Consider the following 15,399-nt stretch of genomic DNA (forward strand, 5'->3'; position numbering starts at 1 on the left):
GGCGACGAGAAGCGTTGAACCAGGTTTTTCGTACTTCGGTATGACACCGTAGCCCTCGGCGGGCCCCGCGGGGCCCGCCGAGGGCCGTCCCCGCGGAGGCGGCCCCTCCCCGGACGCGTCCTCCTAGCGGAGGCCGTCGAAGAGGTCGTCCTCGCGGTCGGCCGCGGCGGGAACGCGGTTGATGTGGCGGACGAAGGTCTCGTGCGCGAACACCCGGTGCTGGGCCTCGGCGGGCATGCGCAGGAAGAAGATGCCGTCGCCCTGGCTCGCGTGCGCCTCCAGCGCCTTGATCTTGCGCTCCACCTGGGCGGACACGTCGACCACGGCGGTGATCTGCTCCTCGGGGACGCCGAAGTCGTCGGGGAACTCGAAGCCCTCCGGGGCGTCACCGGTCGAGCGGAGATACTCGAACAGCTCGGCCATCCGCTCGCGGGGCACGGCCGTGTAGTAGAGCTTGCCGGGAATGCCGCTCGCCTCGGCCGCGGCCACCGCGATCCGGTGGGCCTGGATGTGGTCGGGGTGACCGTAGCCGCCGTTCTCGTCGTAGGTCACGACGACCTGCGGGCGGTAGCGCTCCATCAGCGCGACGAGCCGGCCGACGGCCTGCTCGAAGGGGGCGTTGGCGAAGGAGTCGGGCGCCTCGTTGGCGGCCCAGCCGACCATGCCCGAGTCGCGGTAGCCGAGCAGCTCCACGTGGGAGATCCCCAGGTGGGTCGCCGACTCGCGGAGCTCCTCCAGCCGCAGCGCTCTCACCGCCGCCTCGTCGTGGCCGGGCTCCCCCGGCTTCACCCCGCCGGGGCCGTCGCCCTGCTCGCCGTTCGTGCAGGTGACCAGGACGGTCCGGACACCCTCGTCCGCGTACCTGGCGAGGATCCCGCCGGTGCTGATCACCTCGTCGTCGGGATGGGCGTGAACGGCCATCAACGTCAGTTCTTTATCCATAAATTTCCACCCGTTTTCGAAAAGTCCTGCGGACCGGCCCACTCTACGGCGGCCGCCGGGAGGCCGGGAGCGGCAGGTGGGGCGCCGGAACGGGCGGGACGTCCTCGCCGGGAAGGCAGGGTCCCCGTCGAGCGCCGGGGGTCAGCCCGCGTACCGGGTGCCGTCGTCCTCCAGGAGGACGGGCGTGCCGCTCGCGGCGGACAGGTTGGCCGAGACCCCGACCATCACGCTCGCGACACCCGCGCGGTGCCCCGCCTGGCGGCCCAGGGGGTCCTCGCCCGCGCCGCGGAAGACGTCGTCCAGCATGAGGGCGTCGCCGCCGCCGTGGCCACCCGCGCCGGAGGAGACGGCGATCTCCTCGGGCTCGCTCCAGTGCCGGTGCAGGACGAGCCGCTCGGAGGCGCCGGGGGCGTGCGCCTTGTCGGCGGCGGTCGGGTCGATCGCGGCCCGCGGCGGGGTCCAGGCGCGTTCGACGACCTCCAGCTCCAGCCGTCCCGCGGTGCCGTTCATGGCCACCCGGTAGCCCTCGAAGGGGCCGTGGGCGTTGAGGGAGTAGGTGAGCATCGCCCCGCGGGAGTACCCGACGAGGACGGCCATGTTGTCCTCGATGGTCACGCCGTCGTCGAACACGTCCTGGTCGCGGAGGTAGCCGTCCTCGTGCTCGGCGTCCAGGTAGAGGCGCTTGAGCCGGGGATCGGCGGAGATGTCGAGGAGGTAGGGGTCGGTACCGAGCCCCGGCGCGCCGTGGGCGCGTCCCGGCCGGTCGCGCAGGCCGCGGGCGCGGGCGTTGCCGGCCCCGTAGAACCGCAGCGCCGACCGGGCGTAGACCGAGCGGGCGGTGTCGGCCAGCCACCAGTTGACCAGGTCGAAGTGGTGGGTGGACTTGTGCACCAGCAGGCCGCCGGAGTTGGCCTTGTCGCGGTGCCAGCGGCGGAAGTAGTCGGCTCCGTGGATGGTGTCCAGCACCCACTCGAAGTGGACGGAGGTGACGTCGCCGATCGCTCCGTCGGCGAGCAGCCGGCGGACGGCGCTGTTGCGCGGCGAGTAGCGGTAGTTGAAGGTGACGATGAGCCGGCCGGTGCTCCGCTCGGCGGCCTCGGTGATGGCCGCGCAGTCCTCGGCGGTGGTGCACAGCGGCTTCTCGACGATGACGTCCTTGCCCGCCTCCAGCGCGGCGACGACGTAACGGGCGTGGGTGGCGTCGACGGTGGCGACCACGACGGCGTCCGCGAGCTGGAGCATCTTGTCGAACTCGTGCGGCGCGAAGCACGGGACGTCGCGTCCGATCCGATCGAGGTAGTAGCCGATCCGGGTGCGGTTGACGTCGCAGAGGGCGACGATCTCACCGGTGTCGCCCCACTCGCCGAGCAGCGCGTCGATGTACAGCTGCACCCGGTGGCCGAGCCCGACGAAGGCGTATCGCATCAATCACTCCATGAGAAGGACGGTGAAGGGTGGAGACAGGTGTGCCGTACGGCTCGGCGCGAGCCGTACGGCACGTCAGCGGATCCCGGCTACCGCCGGCTACTTGGTGATGGCGGCATTGGCCTCGGTGAGGAAGGCCCGCGCGGCCTCGTCGGCGGAGGTCTTGCCGAACAGCACCGAGTCGGTGGCGCGCTTGAGGATGTCCTCCATCTCCATGGCGCCCTTCGGCGGGATCGAGATCGGGCTCAGCTCGCTCCTGATCGAGTCGATGAAGGCCAGCACCTTCTGGTCGGTCGGGGTCAGCTTGTCCTTGATGGCGGCGACGACCTTGGCGTTGGTCGGCAGGCCGCGGTCGCTGAGCAGGATGGCACCGGCCTCGGGGTCGTTGACGAGGAAGTCGACGAACTTCTGGGCCGCGTCGGCCTTCTCGGTCTTGGACGAGATCGTGTAGTACATCGCCGGCTGCAGGAACATGCCGGCGGTGGCCGCCCCCTCGGCCTTCGGCATCCGCAGCAGGTCGAGCTCCTGACCGGAGCCCTTGCTCAGCGCGGTGAGCTGGTTGCTCCACCAGCTGCCGAACGCGCTGGCGTTCGTGGCGAGCAGTGCCTGGTCGACCTTGGTCCCGGTCTCCAGCATCAGGGCGGCGTCCGGGCCGGCCTTGGTGGAGATGATCTTCTGCAGGAGGGCCCACCAGTCCTTGATGACCTGCTCCGACAGGCCGATCTTGCCGTCCTTGTAGAACTGCTCCCCGCGCTGGGCGGCGAACAGCTGCAGGAAGGCGGGGTTCTCGTTGTACTCGGTGCCCCAGACCTTGCCGTCGCCCTTCTCGGTCACCCTCTGGGCGAGCGCGATGTACTCGTCCCAGGTCCAGGTCGTGTCGTCCGGCACCTTCTCGCCGGCCTTCTCCACCGCCGCCCTGTTGACGATCATCGGGAAGGTGTTGACGCCGGTGGGGATGGCGTACTGCTTGCCGTCGACCTGGCCGGCCTTGAGCACCTCCTGGTCGAGGTCGGCGGTGTTGACCTTGCCGTTGAGGTCGGCGAGGGTGGCGCGGCCCGCGTACTCGGCGAGACCGCGGATCTCGATGGACATGACGTCCGGCGCGTCGCCGGCCGCGGTCTTGGTGGCCAGCTTCTCGTAGTAGCTGTCCCAGTCGGAGAAGTCGCCTTCGATATCGATCGTCGGGTTCTTCTTCTCGAACGCGGCGATGGCCGACTCCGTCAGCTTCTGCCGGGCATCGCTGCCCCAGTACGAGAAGACGACCTTCGTCTTCCCGTCCGACTCGCCGCCGCTGTCGTCGCTGCCACACGCTGTGGCCGAGACGGCGAGCAGGGTGATGGCGGTGGCCGCCAGGATTCGCTTCATCGAGATACCTCCGGGGGGATGGGGGTGGGAGGGGTTATTTGAGACCGGTGGTCGCCATGCCGCGAACAAGATACTTCTGGCCCGCGAGGAAGAACCCGAAGATCGGGCCGAGAGAGATGATCGACATCGCGAACAGCGGTCCCCAGGAGGATTCGCCGCTGGAGTCCATGAACTGCCGCAGCGCGACGGGGACGGTGAGATTGTCGGAGTTGGTCAGGTAGAGGTTCTGGGTGAAGAAGTCGTTCCACGTCCAGATGAAGGTGAAGATCGCGGTGGTCGCCAGCGCCGGGACGCACAGTGGCATGATCACCCGGATGAACGTGCGCCAGTAGCCCGCGCCGTCGATCGCCGCCGCCTCGTCCAGCTCCCGGGGAAGGGTGCGGATGAACTGCACCATCAGGAAGATGAAGAACGCGTCGGTCGCGAGGAACTTCGGCGCGACGATCGGCCAGATCGTGTTGATCCAGTCGATCTTGGCGAACACGATGTACTGCGGGACGACCGTGACGTGGTGCGGCAGCATGATTGAGCCGAGCATGATCGCGAACCACATCTTCTTCAGCGGGAACTCCAGCCGGGCGAAGGCGTACGCCGCGAGCGAGCAGGCGACCAGGTTGCCGACCACCGCCAGCGCGGTGAGGACCGCCGAGTTCCACAGGTAGTAGCCGAAGGAGTGCTTGAGGGCGTCCCAGCCCTCGGTGTAGTTCGCCTCCGTCACCGCGGTCGGCATCAGCCCCGGCTCCCGGAAGATCAGCTCCTCGGGCTTGAACGAGCTGGAGACCATCCAGAGCAGCGGGTAGAGCATGAACAGCCCGGCGCCGATGAGGAGCAGGTGCCTGAGCAGGCGCGGGGCGGGCCGGAAAAGGACCGGCACGCGCTTACTTGTCGTCGCCATAGAAAACCCAGAATCGAGACATGAGGAAGTTGACACCGGTCAGCGCGGCGATGATGAGCAGCAGCACCCAGGCCATTCCGGCCGCGTAACCCATTTCGTAGTTCTTGAAGCCCTTGATGTAGAGGTAGAGGGTGTAGAAGAGGGTCGAGTCGACCGGCCCGCCGTTGCCACCGCTCACGATGAACGACTGGGTGAAGGACTGGAACGACTTGATCACTTCCAGCACCAGGTTGAAGAAGATGATCGGGGTGAGCAGCGGCAGGGTGATCGAGCGGAAGTTGCGCCACCTGCCGGCGCCGTCGACCGAGGCCGCCTCGTACAGGCTCTGCGGGATCTGGCGGAGCCCGGCCAGGAAGATGACCATCGGGGCGCCGAACGTCCAGATGTGCAGGACGATCAGTGTCCACAGCGCGGTGTCGGGACTGGTCACCCAGCCCTGGCCCTCGTAGCCGAACAGGCCCAGGAACGAGTTGACGATGCCGTCGGTCCCGAAGATCTTCCGCCAGAGGATCGAGATCGCCACGCTGCCCCCGAGCAGCGACGGCAGGTAGAAGATCGAGCGGTAGAACGGCAGGCCGCGCAGGCCCTTGTCCAGCACGAGCGCCAGCGCGAGGGCGAAGGCCAGCTGCAGCGGGACGGACACCAGCACGTAGGTCGTCGTCACCTGCAGCGACGCCATGAACCGCTCGTCCTGGGTGAACATCTCCACGTAGTTGTCGAACCCGACCCACTTGGCCTCGGTCAGCAGGCTGTAGTCGGTGAACGACAGGTAGAGCGAGGCGATCATGGGGCCGAGCGTGATCGCGAACAGGCCGATGAACCAAGGGGCCAGGAACAGATAGGCCGCCCGTGCCTGCGATCGGCTGCGGTGGCTCTTGAGACGCCCGGGGTGGGGGGCGCCCGCCTTTTCCGGGGGCGCGACCGGCACCTCGGTCGTCCCCGCCGGTGCGGGACTCAGCGTCATCACTGGCCCTTCGGGGAGTTGGTGAATGGGATGCGCTTTTCCTATAGCTTCACAAACTAAGACGTCAACCCTTTGCAGTGAGCTAGCTCACGAATCGTAACCTTCGGTTTTATTGTTATCGCAGGTCAGACGGGATATCCCTCGTCAGAGGCCGAACGGAAAAAACTCGCTTGAACACGAGTTAGTACAACCGATTGCAGTAGCGGACCGTGATCCGCCCGCGGCGCGACGAGCAAGAAGTGCCTGGTGGCCGCCCTCCGGGCGAGGTGTCCGCTCGAAGCGCGTCACCACCGCGACGGGATCACGTGCACCGTTGTGCCGGGATCCGGCCGCGCGTGGAGCGTGGGAAAGAACCGGAAGTCCGCGGGCCCACCGCTCCCGGCGTTCCCTTCGGGTGGCGCGCTCGACTCCGGGGACACGGCGAACTCCGGAAGGCGCCGCGGGCCCCGGAGGACACGGTGAACCCCGGAAGGCACGACGGGCCCCAGGAGGCGCGGTGGACCCTAGGAGGCGCGGTGGCCCCCGGGAGGCGCGGTGGACTCCCGGACCACCAGATGGGTCTCCAGGACGGTCGCGGCGCTCATCGACTGGATGAGCAGGTCCACCGCCATCCGGCCGGCGTCGCTCGCGGGCATCGCGACCGTGGTGAGTTTGGGACGATGCAGCCGTCCGGTGATGCTGTCGTCGAAGCCGATCACGCTGACGTCGCCCGGCACGTCGACGCCGAGGACCTCCAGTCCCTCGATGAGTCCGATGGCGACGAGGTCGTTGTAGGCGAGCACCCCGGTCACCCCCGCCTCGGCGACCTTGGGTGCGGCGGCGATCCCGCCCTCCTCGGTGGGAGAGTTGGGGCCGATGACCACCGTGTCGAGACCGGGGATCTCCGAGACGGCCTTGCGGATCTCGCCGCTGGTCCACGAGCCGGCGGGGCCCGCCACCAGGGCGACGCGCCGGTGACCGAGGCTCACGAGGTGCTCCATCGCGGCGCGGGCGCCGTTCGCGACGTCCATCACGACCGTGGTCAGCCCGCGGATGCGCCGGTTGACCAGCACGAACGAGACCTGCTCCGAGAGCTTCTCCAGGGCCTTGTTGGACAGCCGCGGGCTGCACAGCACGATGCCGTCGACCTGCTTGGAGAAGGCCAGTACGAGATTCTCCTCCTCGACGGGGTCCTCGCCGGTGTCGGCCACGAACAGGTGGTAGTCCTGGCGGCGGGCGGCGGCCTGCGCGGCCTTGATCAGCGGAGGGAAGAACGGGTTGGCCAGATCGGCCACGATCAGCCCGATGTTGTTGGTGCGGCCCGTCTTGAGCGAGCGGGCCGCCCGGTTGGGCCGGTAGTCGAGCTGTTCGGCCGCCGCCAGCACCCGGGTCCGGGTCTCGGCGTTCACCAGATGGGGCGCCGAGAAGGTCCGGGAAACCGTCGACACATGGACGCCTGACGCCTGGGCGACGTCCCGGATGGTCACTGACATGCCGCACACCTTAACGCAATCGTTTGCAGGCGGGTCAACCATCCTGAGACCGGTTGCCGGTGATTGACCCCGCTCACTTGACGTATTGTCCCGCCTGACGCGATTGTTTACTGCAACTGATTGCAGTCTTCAAAAGGAGTCCACACGGTGAGCAGAGTGCTCGTCACCGGCAGCGCAGGCCGGCTCGGCCGCAGCGTGGTCGCCTCGCTCGCGGCGGCCGGGCATGAGGTGATCGGCGTGGACAGCGCGCCGGGAACCCCTCGCGAGGCCGCCTCGACCCTTCCGGCGGATCTCACCGATCTGGGTGAGGCCCACGCGGTGATCGCACGGTTCCGGCCGGAGGCGGTGGTCCATCTGGCGGCCATCGCGGTGCCGTTCAGCCGTTCCGAGCCCACCACGTTCCGTGTCAACACCCAGCTCGCCTTCAACGTCTGCGCGGCCGCGGTCGCCCTCGGCGTGGAGAAGCTCATCGTGGCGAGCAGTCCCACGGTGATCGGATACGGCGCGCCCGGCGGCTGGACCCCCGCCTACCTGCCCCTTGACGAGGACCACCCGACGGAGCCCTGGAACGCCTACAACCTGTCGAAGGTCGTGGCCGAGCAGACCATGCGGACGTTCGCCCGGACCAGCGAGACCACCCGGATGGCCGCGTTCCGCCCCTGCTTCGTCGTCGCGCCCGAGGAGTGGGAGGGCGCGCCCACCCAGTCCGGGCACACGATCACCGAGCGGCTGGACCGGCCCGAGATAGGCGGGGTCTCCCTGTTCAACTACCTCGACGCCCGCGACGCCGGCGACTTCGTCGACGCGCTGATCACCGGGCTCCCCCTGCTGGAGACGAACGGCGAGGTCTTCTTCGCGGGCGCCGGCGACGCCCTGGCGCGCGAGCCGCTGGCCGAGCTGCTGCCGACCGTCATGCCGGAGACGAAGGCGTTCGCCGCCCACCTGACCGGCACCGCCCCCGCCTTCTCCTCCGCCAAGGCGGAGCGACTGCTCGGCTGGACCGCCAAGCGCAGCTGGCGCACCGAACTCTCCTGACTCTCCTGAAAGAGAGACTCTGATCATGAACCTCGATGGTGTCCTGTTCTTTCCCGTGACCCCCTTCGGCCCGGACGGCGGGCTCGCGCCCGGCGTGCTGGCCGACCACGTCCGGCGGGGACTCGAGCACCGGCCGGGCGGCGTGTTCGCCGCCTGCGGGACCGGCGAGTTCACCGCGCTGTCGGAGGCCGAGCACGCCGAGGTCGTCCGGGTGGCGGTGGAGACGACGGCCGGGGCCGCCCCGGTGTTCGCCGGGGCGGGCGGGCCGATCGGCGCGGCGCTCGCCCAGGCGCGGGCCGCCCGCGAAGCGGGTGCCGACGGGCTGCTTCTCATGCCGCCCTATCTCGTCCAGGGACCCGGTTTCCCCGCGTACGTACGGGCGATCGCCGCCGAGCTCCCGGTGATCGTTTACCAGCGCGGGCCGATCGCGCTCGAACCGGAGACGGCGGTCGAGCTGGCCGCGATCCCCGGTGTCATCGGGCTGAAGGACGGCCTCGGCGACATCGACCGGATGCAGCGGATCGTGCTGGCCGTCCGGGAGACGCACCCGGACTTCCTGTTCTTCAACGGGCTGCCGACCGCCGAGCTGACCCAGCCCGCCTACCGGGCCCTGGGCGTCGGCCTGTACTCCAGCGCGGTGTTCTGCTTCGCGCCCGAGATCGCCAACGCCTATCTCAACGGCGACGAACGGCTGCTCACCGAGTTCTACGCGCCGCTGGTGCGGCTGCGTTCCAAGGTGCCGGGCTACGCGGTGTCGCTGGTCAAGGCGGGGGTACGGCTGCGCGGGCTGGACGTCGGCGCGGTCCGGCCGCCGCTGGTCCCGGTGGCGCCCGAGCACGAGGCCGAGCTCGAGGCGCTGATCAAGTCCGGACTCGCCCTGGTAACGCCATGATCAAGGATTTGACGGTCACGCCGCGGTCGGTGCCCCTGACGCGGCCCTGGGGCGCGGACGTGCCCTTCAACCACGCGCTGCTCGTCACGATCACGCTGGACGACGGGCGGCGCGGCACCGGGCTGGCGTGGACGCCGCAGATCGGGGCCCAGGCGGTCCAGGCCCTGCTGGAGCACGACATCCGCGACGCGGTGATCGGCCTGCCGCCGCATCCGGAGCTCGTGTGGGACCGGCTGTCGGCCCGTCTCGGCGAGGCGGGGCGGTCCGGGATCGTGCCGATCGCCCTGGCCGGGGTGGACCTCGCGCTGTGGGATCTGCGCTGCGCGGAGCGCCCGCTGGTCGAGGTCCTCGGCGCGCGGCGCGAGAGCGTCCCCGTCTACGGCAGCGGGGTCAACCTCCACTACCCGCTGGAGGAGCTCCGGGCGCAGGCCGGACGGTGGGTCGCCGCCGGATACACCGCGGTCAAGATCAAGGTCGGGCGCCCCTCGCTCGCCGAGGACGTCGAGCGGGTGGCGGCGGTCCGCGAGGTGATCGGCCCCGACCGGCTGCTGATGATCGACGCCAACCAGCGCTGGGACCTGCACCGGGCCCGGACCGCGCTGCGGGCCCTGGAGAGGTACGACCTGTTCTGGATCGAGGAGCCGCTGCCCGCCGACGACCTGGCCGCCCAGGTGGAGCTGCGGCGGAGCGTCGCCACCCCGATCGCGGTCGGCGAGAACGTCGCCACCGTCCACGGGTTCCGCGACCTGCTGACCGGGGGCGCCTGCGACGTCGTCCAGCCGAACCTGGTGCGGGTCGGCGGAATCACGCCGTTCCTGCGGATCGCCGAGCTCGCCCGCGCCTTCAGCGTCCCGGTCTATCCGCATCTGCTCACCGAGTTGTCGGGCCAGCTCGCCCTCGCGCTGCACCATCCCTCGATGGTGGAGAGGGTGGAGGACGCCGCGCTCACCGATCTCGGGCTGCTCGCCCCGCCCTTCCCCGTGGAGATCACCGGGCCGGAGCTGCGGGCGACCGGGGCACCGACGAGGTGGGCGCCGTGAAGCCGGTTCGAGTGGTGGTCGCCGGGATCCACGGCCACGGGCGCAACCATGTGGAGAACGTCCGGCGGCTGGCCGCGGCCGGCCGGGCCGAGCTCGCCGGCGTCTGCGACACCCGGCCGGCGACCGGCCTCGACGTGCCGTGGTCGGCGGACCTGCCGTCGCTGATCGCCGAGACCGGGGCGGAGGTCGCGGTGATCGCGACACCGATCCACACCCACGCGCCGCTGACGGTCGCCGCCCTGCGGGCCGGGGCCCACGTGCTGCTGGAGAAACCCCCCGCGCCGTCGGTGGAGGAGTTCGAGCGGATCTCCGCCGCCGTGGCCGAGACGGGGCTGGCCTGCCAGGTCGGCTTCCAGTCGCTCGGCTCGGCCGCCGTCCCCGCGGCGGCCGGGCTGCTGGGCGAGCCGATCCGCGCCATCGGCGTCGCCGGAGCCTGGACGCGCCCGTTCACCTACTACACGCGCGCCCCCTGGGCCGGGCACCGGCGGCTGGACGGCGTGGACGTCATGGACGGCGCGCTGACCAACCCGTTCGCGCACGCGGTGGCCACCGCGCTGGCCGTCGCCGGGGCCGACGCGGTCTCCTCGGTCGAGGGGATCGAGCTGGAACTGTACCGGGCCAACGCGATCTCCTCCGACGACACCTCCAGCGCCCGGCTGCGCCTCGCCGACGGAACCGTCATCGCGGTCACCGTGAGCCTCTGCGGCGACCGGCGGACCGAGCCCTACCTGCATCTGCACGGCGAGACACGCTCCGCCCTGCTCTTCTACACCCTCGACGAGATCGAGGTGGACGGCGTCCGTACCGGCTTCGACCGGGTCGACCTCCTCGACAATCTCCTGGCGCACGTCGGGGAGGGCGAGGAACTGCTGGTGCCGCTGGAGCGGACCGGCGGCTTCACCCGGCTGCTCGACGAGATCCGGCGCGCGCCCGACCCGCTGCCCGTCGACGGCTCCCGCGCGGAGCCGTCCCGGCTGGTGCTGCCGGGCATCGACGGCCTGGCCGTGCGCGCGGCGGCCGAGCTGAAGACCCTGTCGGAGGTCGGTTTCCCCGGCAGCCTCGCCCCCCGGCCGAGCACCTGGCCCGAGTCGTCGCTGCGCGTCGGTTCGCGGGAGGTCGCGACCTACACCCGGCGGGGCGACCTCAAGCCGACGGACGCGCCGCGGCCCCACCTGCATCCGGTCCGGACCCTCGACGGGACGCTCGTGACCGAGACCCAGCCCGCGGACCACGTGCACCACTTCGGGGCGAGCGTGGCGATCTCGGATGTCAACGGGGTCAACTTCTGGGGCGGCTCCACCTACGTACCCGGCACCGGTCCGAGGATCCTCCCCAACCACGGGCGGCAGCGACGGCGCTCGCTGCGTCCCGTGGACGGCGGCTTCGCCGAGCACCTCGACTGGGTCGGACCGGACGGCGCCGTCCTGGCCACCGAGGAGCGGACCCTCACCGCCCGCGCCCTGCCCGGCGCCTGGGCGCTGGACGTCGCCTTCACCCTGCACAACCGGACCGGCGAGCCGCTGTCGATCCAGAGCTCGGCCTGCAAGGGCCGGACCGGCGCCGGCTACGGCGGGTTCTTCTGGCGCGCGCCCAAGGACTCCCCCGGGCTGGACGTCTTCGCCGCCGACGCCTCCGGCGAGCGGGCGGTGCACGGCGGCCTCTCGCCCTGGCTCGCGCTCGTCTCCGACGACTGGAGCCTGCTGTTCGTGCAGACCCTCGGGCTCGACCCGTGGTTCGTCCGCGTCGCCGAGTACCCGGGCGTCGGACCGGCCCTGGCCTGGGACGCGCCGCTGACCGTCCCCGACCGGCTGGAACGCGCGATCACCGTCGTGGTCGCCGACGGACGGCTCACCACCGAACGGGCCGCCGCCCTCGCCGCGGAGCTCGTCGTCCCATGAGGACCTCCGCTGTGGGGCGCCTCGGCGGGACGGCGCCCCACAGCGGACCGTGACGGCGCGAGAGCCGGCGTGGCCGGCTCTCGCGCCGGGCGGATCGCCGGGATCGGCAGGACACTTTCGTCCGGCTGCCGTACCGGTCCGCCGCCGCGCTCACTTTGTCGGTGATGATCTCTACTCTCCGGCACATGACACATGCGACACGGGCGTACGGCCACGCCGCGCCCTCCTCCCCGGTGGAAGACGGGCGTCCGGGGTCACCGGCATCCGGTGGTGAGACCCTGGACGGCGAGGTGTCCGGCAGGGGGACGTTCCGCGCCGGCCACGACGGGCCGCGCGAGGCGCGGGCCGCCCGGATCACCGTGGAGACGACCTCGTGACCGCCTGGCAGGAGGTGCGCGACCTCATCACCCGGCGCGAGACCGGACCGCTGGCCGACCGCGTGGTCGCGCTGACCGAGGCCGAGCGCGCCGAGGTGGCGGGGCGACTGCCGGGGTTCCTCAAGGAACTGCGCGAGACCACCACGCGGATGGCCTGGGAGAGCGGGCCGGCCGACCTCGACGTCGACCTCGCCTCCGACGAGGAGAGAGACGAGCTGCTCTCCTGGGAGCAGGAGGTGCGTCAGGCGATCGCCCGCTCGAGGGCGGACGAGGCGCTGGCCGAGTTCGAGCCGTCGCTGCGAATCGCGGGCGCGGGCACGATCTCGGGGCCCGCCGCGGTGGCCGCCTGGCTGGCCCGCCGCGAGCTCAACCCCCGGTGGGCGCCGCGGGCGGATCCGGCCGGGGTGGTCCAGGTGCTGGCTGTCCGTCCCGCCGGCTGGCAGGCCGACGTGGCGGGCAGGCTCTCCAGGAGGATCCGCGCGGCGGGTGATCGCATCGTCCCGCTCGCGCTGGCGCTGCTGCGGGCCTCCGGCTGCGAGCCGCCCGAGCACGACCCCCTCGTGCTCGCCTGGCTCTCCGCCGAGATGGTGGACGACGACCCGCTGGCCGGTCCGCTGCTCGCGAGGATCTTCGAGGTGGAGGGGGTGGGCCGCGTCCTGCGGAAGGAACGGCTGACACCCGCGCCCACCCGGTGGCTCTCCCTGCTCGGACGGCTCCTCGCGGCCGGAAAGGTGTCGCGCGAGGATCTCCTGGACGGCTGCGTGAGCCGCTTCCTGCGCGGAGGTGACGCCATCGACCTGCGCTTCTTCGTACGGCTGCACGACCTGATCGACCCGGTGCCGCAGGAGGCGGCCGCGCGGGCGCGTGACTACCTGCGGCTGCTCCCCGCCGCCCCCGGCACGGTCGCCGAGCTGGCGCTCGCCCAGGTGCGCCGTACCGGCCCCCACGACGGCGCCGACGTCGTCGAGGCGATCGGCGCGCTGACCTTCCGCCCCGAGGCCAGGATGGCCCGGGCGGGCCTGGGCTGGCTCGACGAGGAGGTGCGGCGCTCGCCCGCGTGCGCCGGCGAGCTGGCGCACGCGCTCGTCACGGCGTTCGCGCACACCTCCTACGAGGTTCAGGGACGCGCGGCCCAGCTCGCCCTCAAGCACGCGGCCGCCTTCGGCACGGGCGCGGATCTGATCGTCGAGGCCGTTCGCACGCTGCCCGCGGCCCTCGGGGCACGGGTGGCCTCGAGGTTCGGAGGCGAGACCGCGCCTTTTCCCACCTGTACGAGACGGAGCGCTGGTCCGGCCTCACCTTCTGGGCGGCCGCCCTCGCCAAGGAGGTGATCACTCCTGGAACCGATTCCGCGGTGAAGGCCCGCCGCCGGCGGCTGGAGGCGTGCGCGGCCGTTCACCCATGTGAACGGCCGGACCGGCCGCTTCCTGGCGCTCCGATCGGGGGGGTCGTCGCCGTGTGCTATAAATAATGAAGGTTCATTATTTAATGGGAGGGGTCATGGCGGGACGGCCGCGCACGATCAGCGAGGAGCGCATCATGGTCGCGCTCGCCGCGGCGGTCGGACGGGTGGGACCGGGCCGGCTGACGCTGGCCGACGTCGCCCGGGAGGCCGGGGTGTCGACGGGCGTGCTCGTCGGGCGGTACGGCAGCAAGCGCGACCTGCTGCTCGGATTCGTCCGGTGGGGTCTGGCCGAGAAGACGTTCGTCCAGCCGATGCGGGCCGCGTTCGAGTCCGCCGCCGATCCGGTGGAGGGGCTGATCCGCGCGGTGGTGCGCAGCGCCGGACCCGACACCGAACCGGAGGAGTTCGCCAACCACCTGGCGTTCCTTCACCTGGAGCTGGCCGACCCCGAGTTCCGCGAGCTGCTGGGCGAGCACGACGCGGCGGTCCGCGCCGAGCTCGCCGCCTGCCTGCGGTCGGCGGTGGCGAGCGGGCACCTGGCGACGGGCGCCGACGTGGACGCGCTCGCCGCCGCCGTCGACTCCATCCGCAACGGCACCCAGCTCACCTGGGCGATGACCAGGTCGGAGCCGCTGGCCGAGGCGCTCCGCCGGGACCTGAGCACGCTGCTCGACCCCTATCGGCGCGACAAGGAGGACCGGTGACAGAAGAACCGGTGAAGAACAGACCGCTGACCGGACAGGTCGCCCTCGTGAGCGGAGCCACCCGTGGCGGAGGCCGGGGAACGGCCGTCCAGCTCGGCGCGGCCGGCGCGACCGTCTACGTCACGGGCCGCAGCACGGCGGCGGCGAGATCGCCGATGAACCGTCCCGAGACCATCGAGGAGACCGCCGACCTGGTGACCGCCGCCGGCGGTCACGGCATCGCCGTCCCCACCGACCATCTGGACGTCGCCCAGGTCCGCGAGCTGGTGGCGCGGATCGACCGCGAGCAGGACGGCAGGCTCGACATCCTGGTCAACAACGTCTGGGGCGGTGACCCGATGACGGTGTGGGACAAGCCGCTGTGGGAGCAGCCTCTCGAGGACGGCCTGCTGCTGCAGCGGCAGGCGGTGCACACGCACATCATCACCAGCTGGCACGCGCTGCCGCTGATGGTGGCCCGCCGCCGCGGCCTGGTCGTGGAGGTCACCGACGGCACCGCCGACCAGGACTACCGGGGCACCTTCTTCTACGACCTGGCCAAGGCGGGTGTCATCCGGGCGGCCCTGGCGCAGGCGGGTGACCTGCGGCCGCACGGCGTCACCGCCCTCGCGCTCACGCCCGGCTTCCTCCGGTCGGAGGCGATGCTCGACCACTTCGGCGTCACCGAGGCCACCTGGCGCGACGGCATCGCGAGGGACTCCTACTTCGCGATGTCGGAGACACCCGCCTACCTCGGCCGCGCGGTGGCCGCGCTCGCCGCCGACCCGGAGGTGAGCCGCTGGAGCGGGCACTCACTGTCGACCTGGCAGCTGGCCAAGGAGTACGGCTTCACCGACGCCGACGGCTCCCGGCCGGACTGGGGCGGCTACTTCGGCGCGACCCAGCGCCAGAGCGGCGCTGTCGCCCCGGAGGACTACCGGTGACATCCGGATCGCGCCGGTCGCCGCCGAGGGGGTGCTCGCGTCCGCCGTTCTCACGGCCGTGG

14 protein-coding genes are annotated in these 15,399 nt (G+C 71.2%); 8 read left to right on the forward strand and 6 right to left on the reverse strand.

Going from position 1 to position 15,399, the window contains the following annotated elements:
* Window positions 1-123 precede the first annotated feature (123 nt).
* The 6 genes from ACVCAG_RS35035 to ACVCAG_RS35060 form a co-directional block, all read right to left on the reverse strand.
* A complete protein-coding gene (locus tag ACVCAG_RS35035) occupies window positions 124-942 on the reverse strand; it encodes a PIG-L family deacetylase (RefSeq protein WP_447191147.1) in 819 nt (272 codons plus the stop codon).
* Between the two features lie 141 nt (window positions 943-1,083).
* Window positions 1,084-2,367: a Gfo/Idh/MocA family oxidoreductase gene (locus ACVCAG_RS35040; RefSeq protein WP_440085775.1), complete on the reverse strand. Its 1,284-nt coding sequence runs from the start codon at window positions 2,365-2,367 to the stop codon at window positions 1,084-1,086.
* 99 nt (window positions 2,368-2,466) lie between these two features.
* Window positions 2,467-3,732: an ABC transporter substrate-binding protein gene (locus ACVCAG_RS35045; RefSeq protein ID WP_447191148.1), complete on the reverse strand. Its 1,266-nt coding sequence runs from the start codon at window positions 3,730-3,732 to the stop codon at window positions 2,467-2,469.
* A gap of 34 nt (window positions 3,733-3,766) precedes the next feature.
* Window positions 3,767-4,627, reverse strand: coding sequence for an ABC transporter permease subunit (locus tag ACVCAG_RS35050; RefSeq protein ID WP_440085773.1), 861 nt, complete (start codon window positions 4,625-4,627; stop codon window positions 3,767-3,769).
* Window positions 4,611-5,591: an ABC transporter permease subunit gene (locus ACVCAG_RS35055; RefSeq protein ID WP_440085772.1), complete on the reverse strand. Its 981-nt coding sequence runs from the start codon at window positions 5,589-5,591 to the stop codon at window positions 4,611-4,613. Before ACVCAG_RS35055 ends, ACVCAG_RS35050 begins: the two co-directional genes overlap by 17 nt.
* Window positions 5,592-6,094: 503 nt before the next feature.
* Window positions 6,095-7,063: a substrate-binding domain-containing protein gene (locus ACVCAG_RS35060; RefSeq protein ID WP_440085770.1), complete on the reverse strand. Its 969-nt coding sequence runs from the start codon at window positions 7,061-7,063 to the stop codon at window positions 6,095-6,097.
* A 147-nt stretch (window positions 7,064-7,210) separates the two neighbouring features.
* On the opposite strand from ACVCAG_RS35060, the gene ACVCAG_RS35065 reads away from it, so the two are divergent.
* The 8 genes from ACVCAG_RS35065 to ACVCAG_RS35100 all read left to right on the forward strand — a co-directional run bounded on the left by ACVCAG_RS35065 (window position 7,211) and on the right by ACVCAG_RS35100 (window position 15,337).
* Window positions 7,211-8,098, forward strand: a complete 888-nt coding sequence (locus ACVCAG_RS35065; protein ID WP_440085769.1) for an NAD-dependent epimerase/dehydratase family protein — start codon at window positions 7,211-7,213, stop codon at window positions 8,096-8,098.
* Between the two features lie 25 nt (window positions 8,099-8,123).
* A complete protein-coding gene (locus tag ACVCAG_RS35070) occupies window positions 8,124-8,990 on the forward strand; it encodes a 5-dehydro-4-deoxyglucarate dehydratase (RefSeq protein WP_440085768.1) in 867 nt (288 codons plus the stop codon).
* The gene (locus ACVCAG_RS35075) at window positions 8,987-10,030 is read left to right on the forward strand and encodes a mandelate racemase/muconate lactonizing enzyme family protein (protein ID WP_447191149.1); all 1,044 of its coding nucleotides are present in this window, start codon (window positions 8,987-8,989) and stop codon (window positions 10,028-10,030) included. The genes ACVCAG_RS35070 and ACVCAG_RS35075 overlap by 4 nt, the downstream gene beginning before the upstream one ends.
* The gene (locus ACVCAG_RS35080) at window positions 10,027-11,928 is read left to right on the forward strand and encodes a DUF6807 family protein (protein ID WP_447191150.1); all 1,902 of its coding nucleotides are present in this window, start codon (window positions 10,027-10,029) and stop codon (window positions 11,926-11,928) included. Before ACVCAG_RS35075 ends, ACVCAG_RS35080 begins: the two co-directional genes overlap by 4 nt.
* Before the next feature lie 185 nt (window positions 11,929-12,113).
* Complete coding sequence (locus ACVCAG_RS35085; RefSeq protein ID WP_447191151.1) at window positions 12,114-12,305, forward strand: hypothetical protein; 192 nt, start codon at window positions 12,114-12,116, stop codon at window positions 12,303-12,305.
* Window positions 12,302-13,636, forward strand: coding sequence for a hypothetical protein (locus ACVCAG_RS35090; RefSeq protein WP_440085764.1), 1,335 nt, complete (start codon window positions 12,302-12,304; stop codon window positions 13,634-13,636). The genes ACVCAG_RS35085 and ACVCAG_RS35090 overlap by 4 nt, the downstream gene beginning before the upstream one ends.
* A 169-nt stretch (window positions 13,637-13,805) precedes the next feature.
* The gene (locus tag ACVCAG_RS35095; protein WP_440085763.1) at window positions 13,806-14,414 is read left to right on the forward strand and encodes a TetR family transcriptional regulator C-terminal domain-containing protein; all 609 of its coding nucleotides are present in this window, start codon (window positions 13,806-13,808) and stop codon (window positions 14,412-14,414) included.
* On the forward strand, window positions 14,411-15,337 hold the full coding sequence (locus ACVCAG_RS35100) for an SDR family oxidoreductase (RefSeq protein WP_440085762.1): 927 nt from the start codon (window positions 14,411-14,413) through the stop codon (window positions 15,335-15,337). The genes ACVCAG_RS35095 and ACVCAG_RS35100 overlap by 4 nt, the downstream gene beginning before the upstream one ends.
* Window positions 15,338-15,399: the final 62 nt, after the last annotated feature.

It is taken from the genome of Streptosporangium sp. G12 (assembly GCF_052983175.1).

Bases quoted from the DNA above. Each gene is read 5' to 3' on its own strand.
- ACVCAG_RS35035 (WP_447191147.1), bottom strand. From the start codon at position 942: ATGGATAAAGAACTGACGTTGATGGCCGTTCACGCCCATCCCGACGAC.
- ACVCAG_RS35040 (WP_440085775.1), bottom strand. From the start codon at position 2,367: ATGCGATACGCCTTCGTCGGGCTCGGCCACCGGGTGCAGCTGTACATC.
- ACVCAG_RS35045 (WP_447191148.1), bottom strand. From the start codon at position 3,732: ATGAAGCGAATCCTGGCGGCCACCGCCATCACCCTGCTCGCCGTCTCG.
- ACVCAG_RS35050 (WP_440085773.1), bottom strand. From the start codon at position 4,627: ATGGCGACGACAAGTAAGCGCGTGCCGGTCCTTTTCCGGCCCGCCCCG.
- ACVCAG_RS35055 (WP_440085772.1), bottom strand. From the start codon at position 5,591: ATGACGCTGAGTCCCGCACCGGCGGGGACGACCGAGGTGCCGGTCGCG.
- ACVCAG_RS35060 (WP_440085770.1), bottom strand. From the start codon at position 7,063: ATGTCAGTGACCATCCGGGACGTCGCCCAGGCGTCAGGCGTCCATGTG.
- ACVCAG_RS35070 (WP_440085768.1), top strand. From the start codon at position 8,124: ATGAACCTCGATGGTGTCCTGTTCTTTCCCGTGACCCCCTTCGGCCCG.
- ACVCAG_RS35075 (WP_447191149.1), top strand. From the start codon at position 8,987: ATGATCAAGGATTTGACGGTCACGCCGCGGTCGGTGCCCCTGACGCGG.
- ACVCAG_RS35085 (WP_447191151.1), top strand. From the start codon at position 12,114: ATGACACATGCGACACGGGCGTACGGCCACGCCGCGCCCTCCTCCCCG.
- ACVCAG_RS35095 (WP_440085763.1), top strand. From the start codon at position 13,806: ATGGCGGGACGGCCGCGCACGATCAGCGAGGAGCGCATCATGGTCGCG.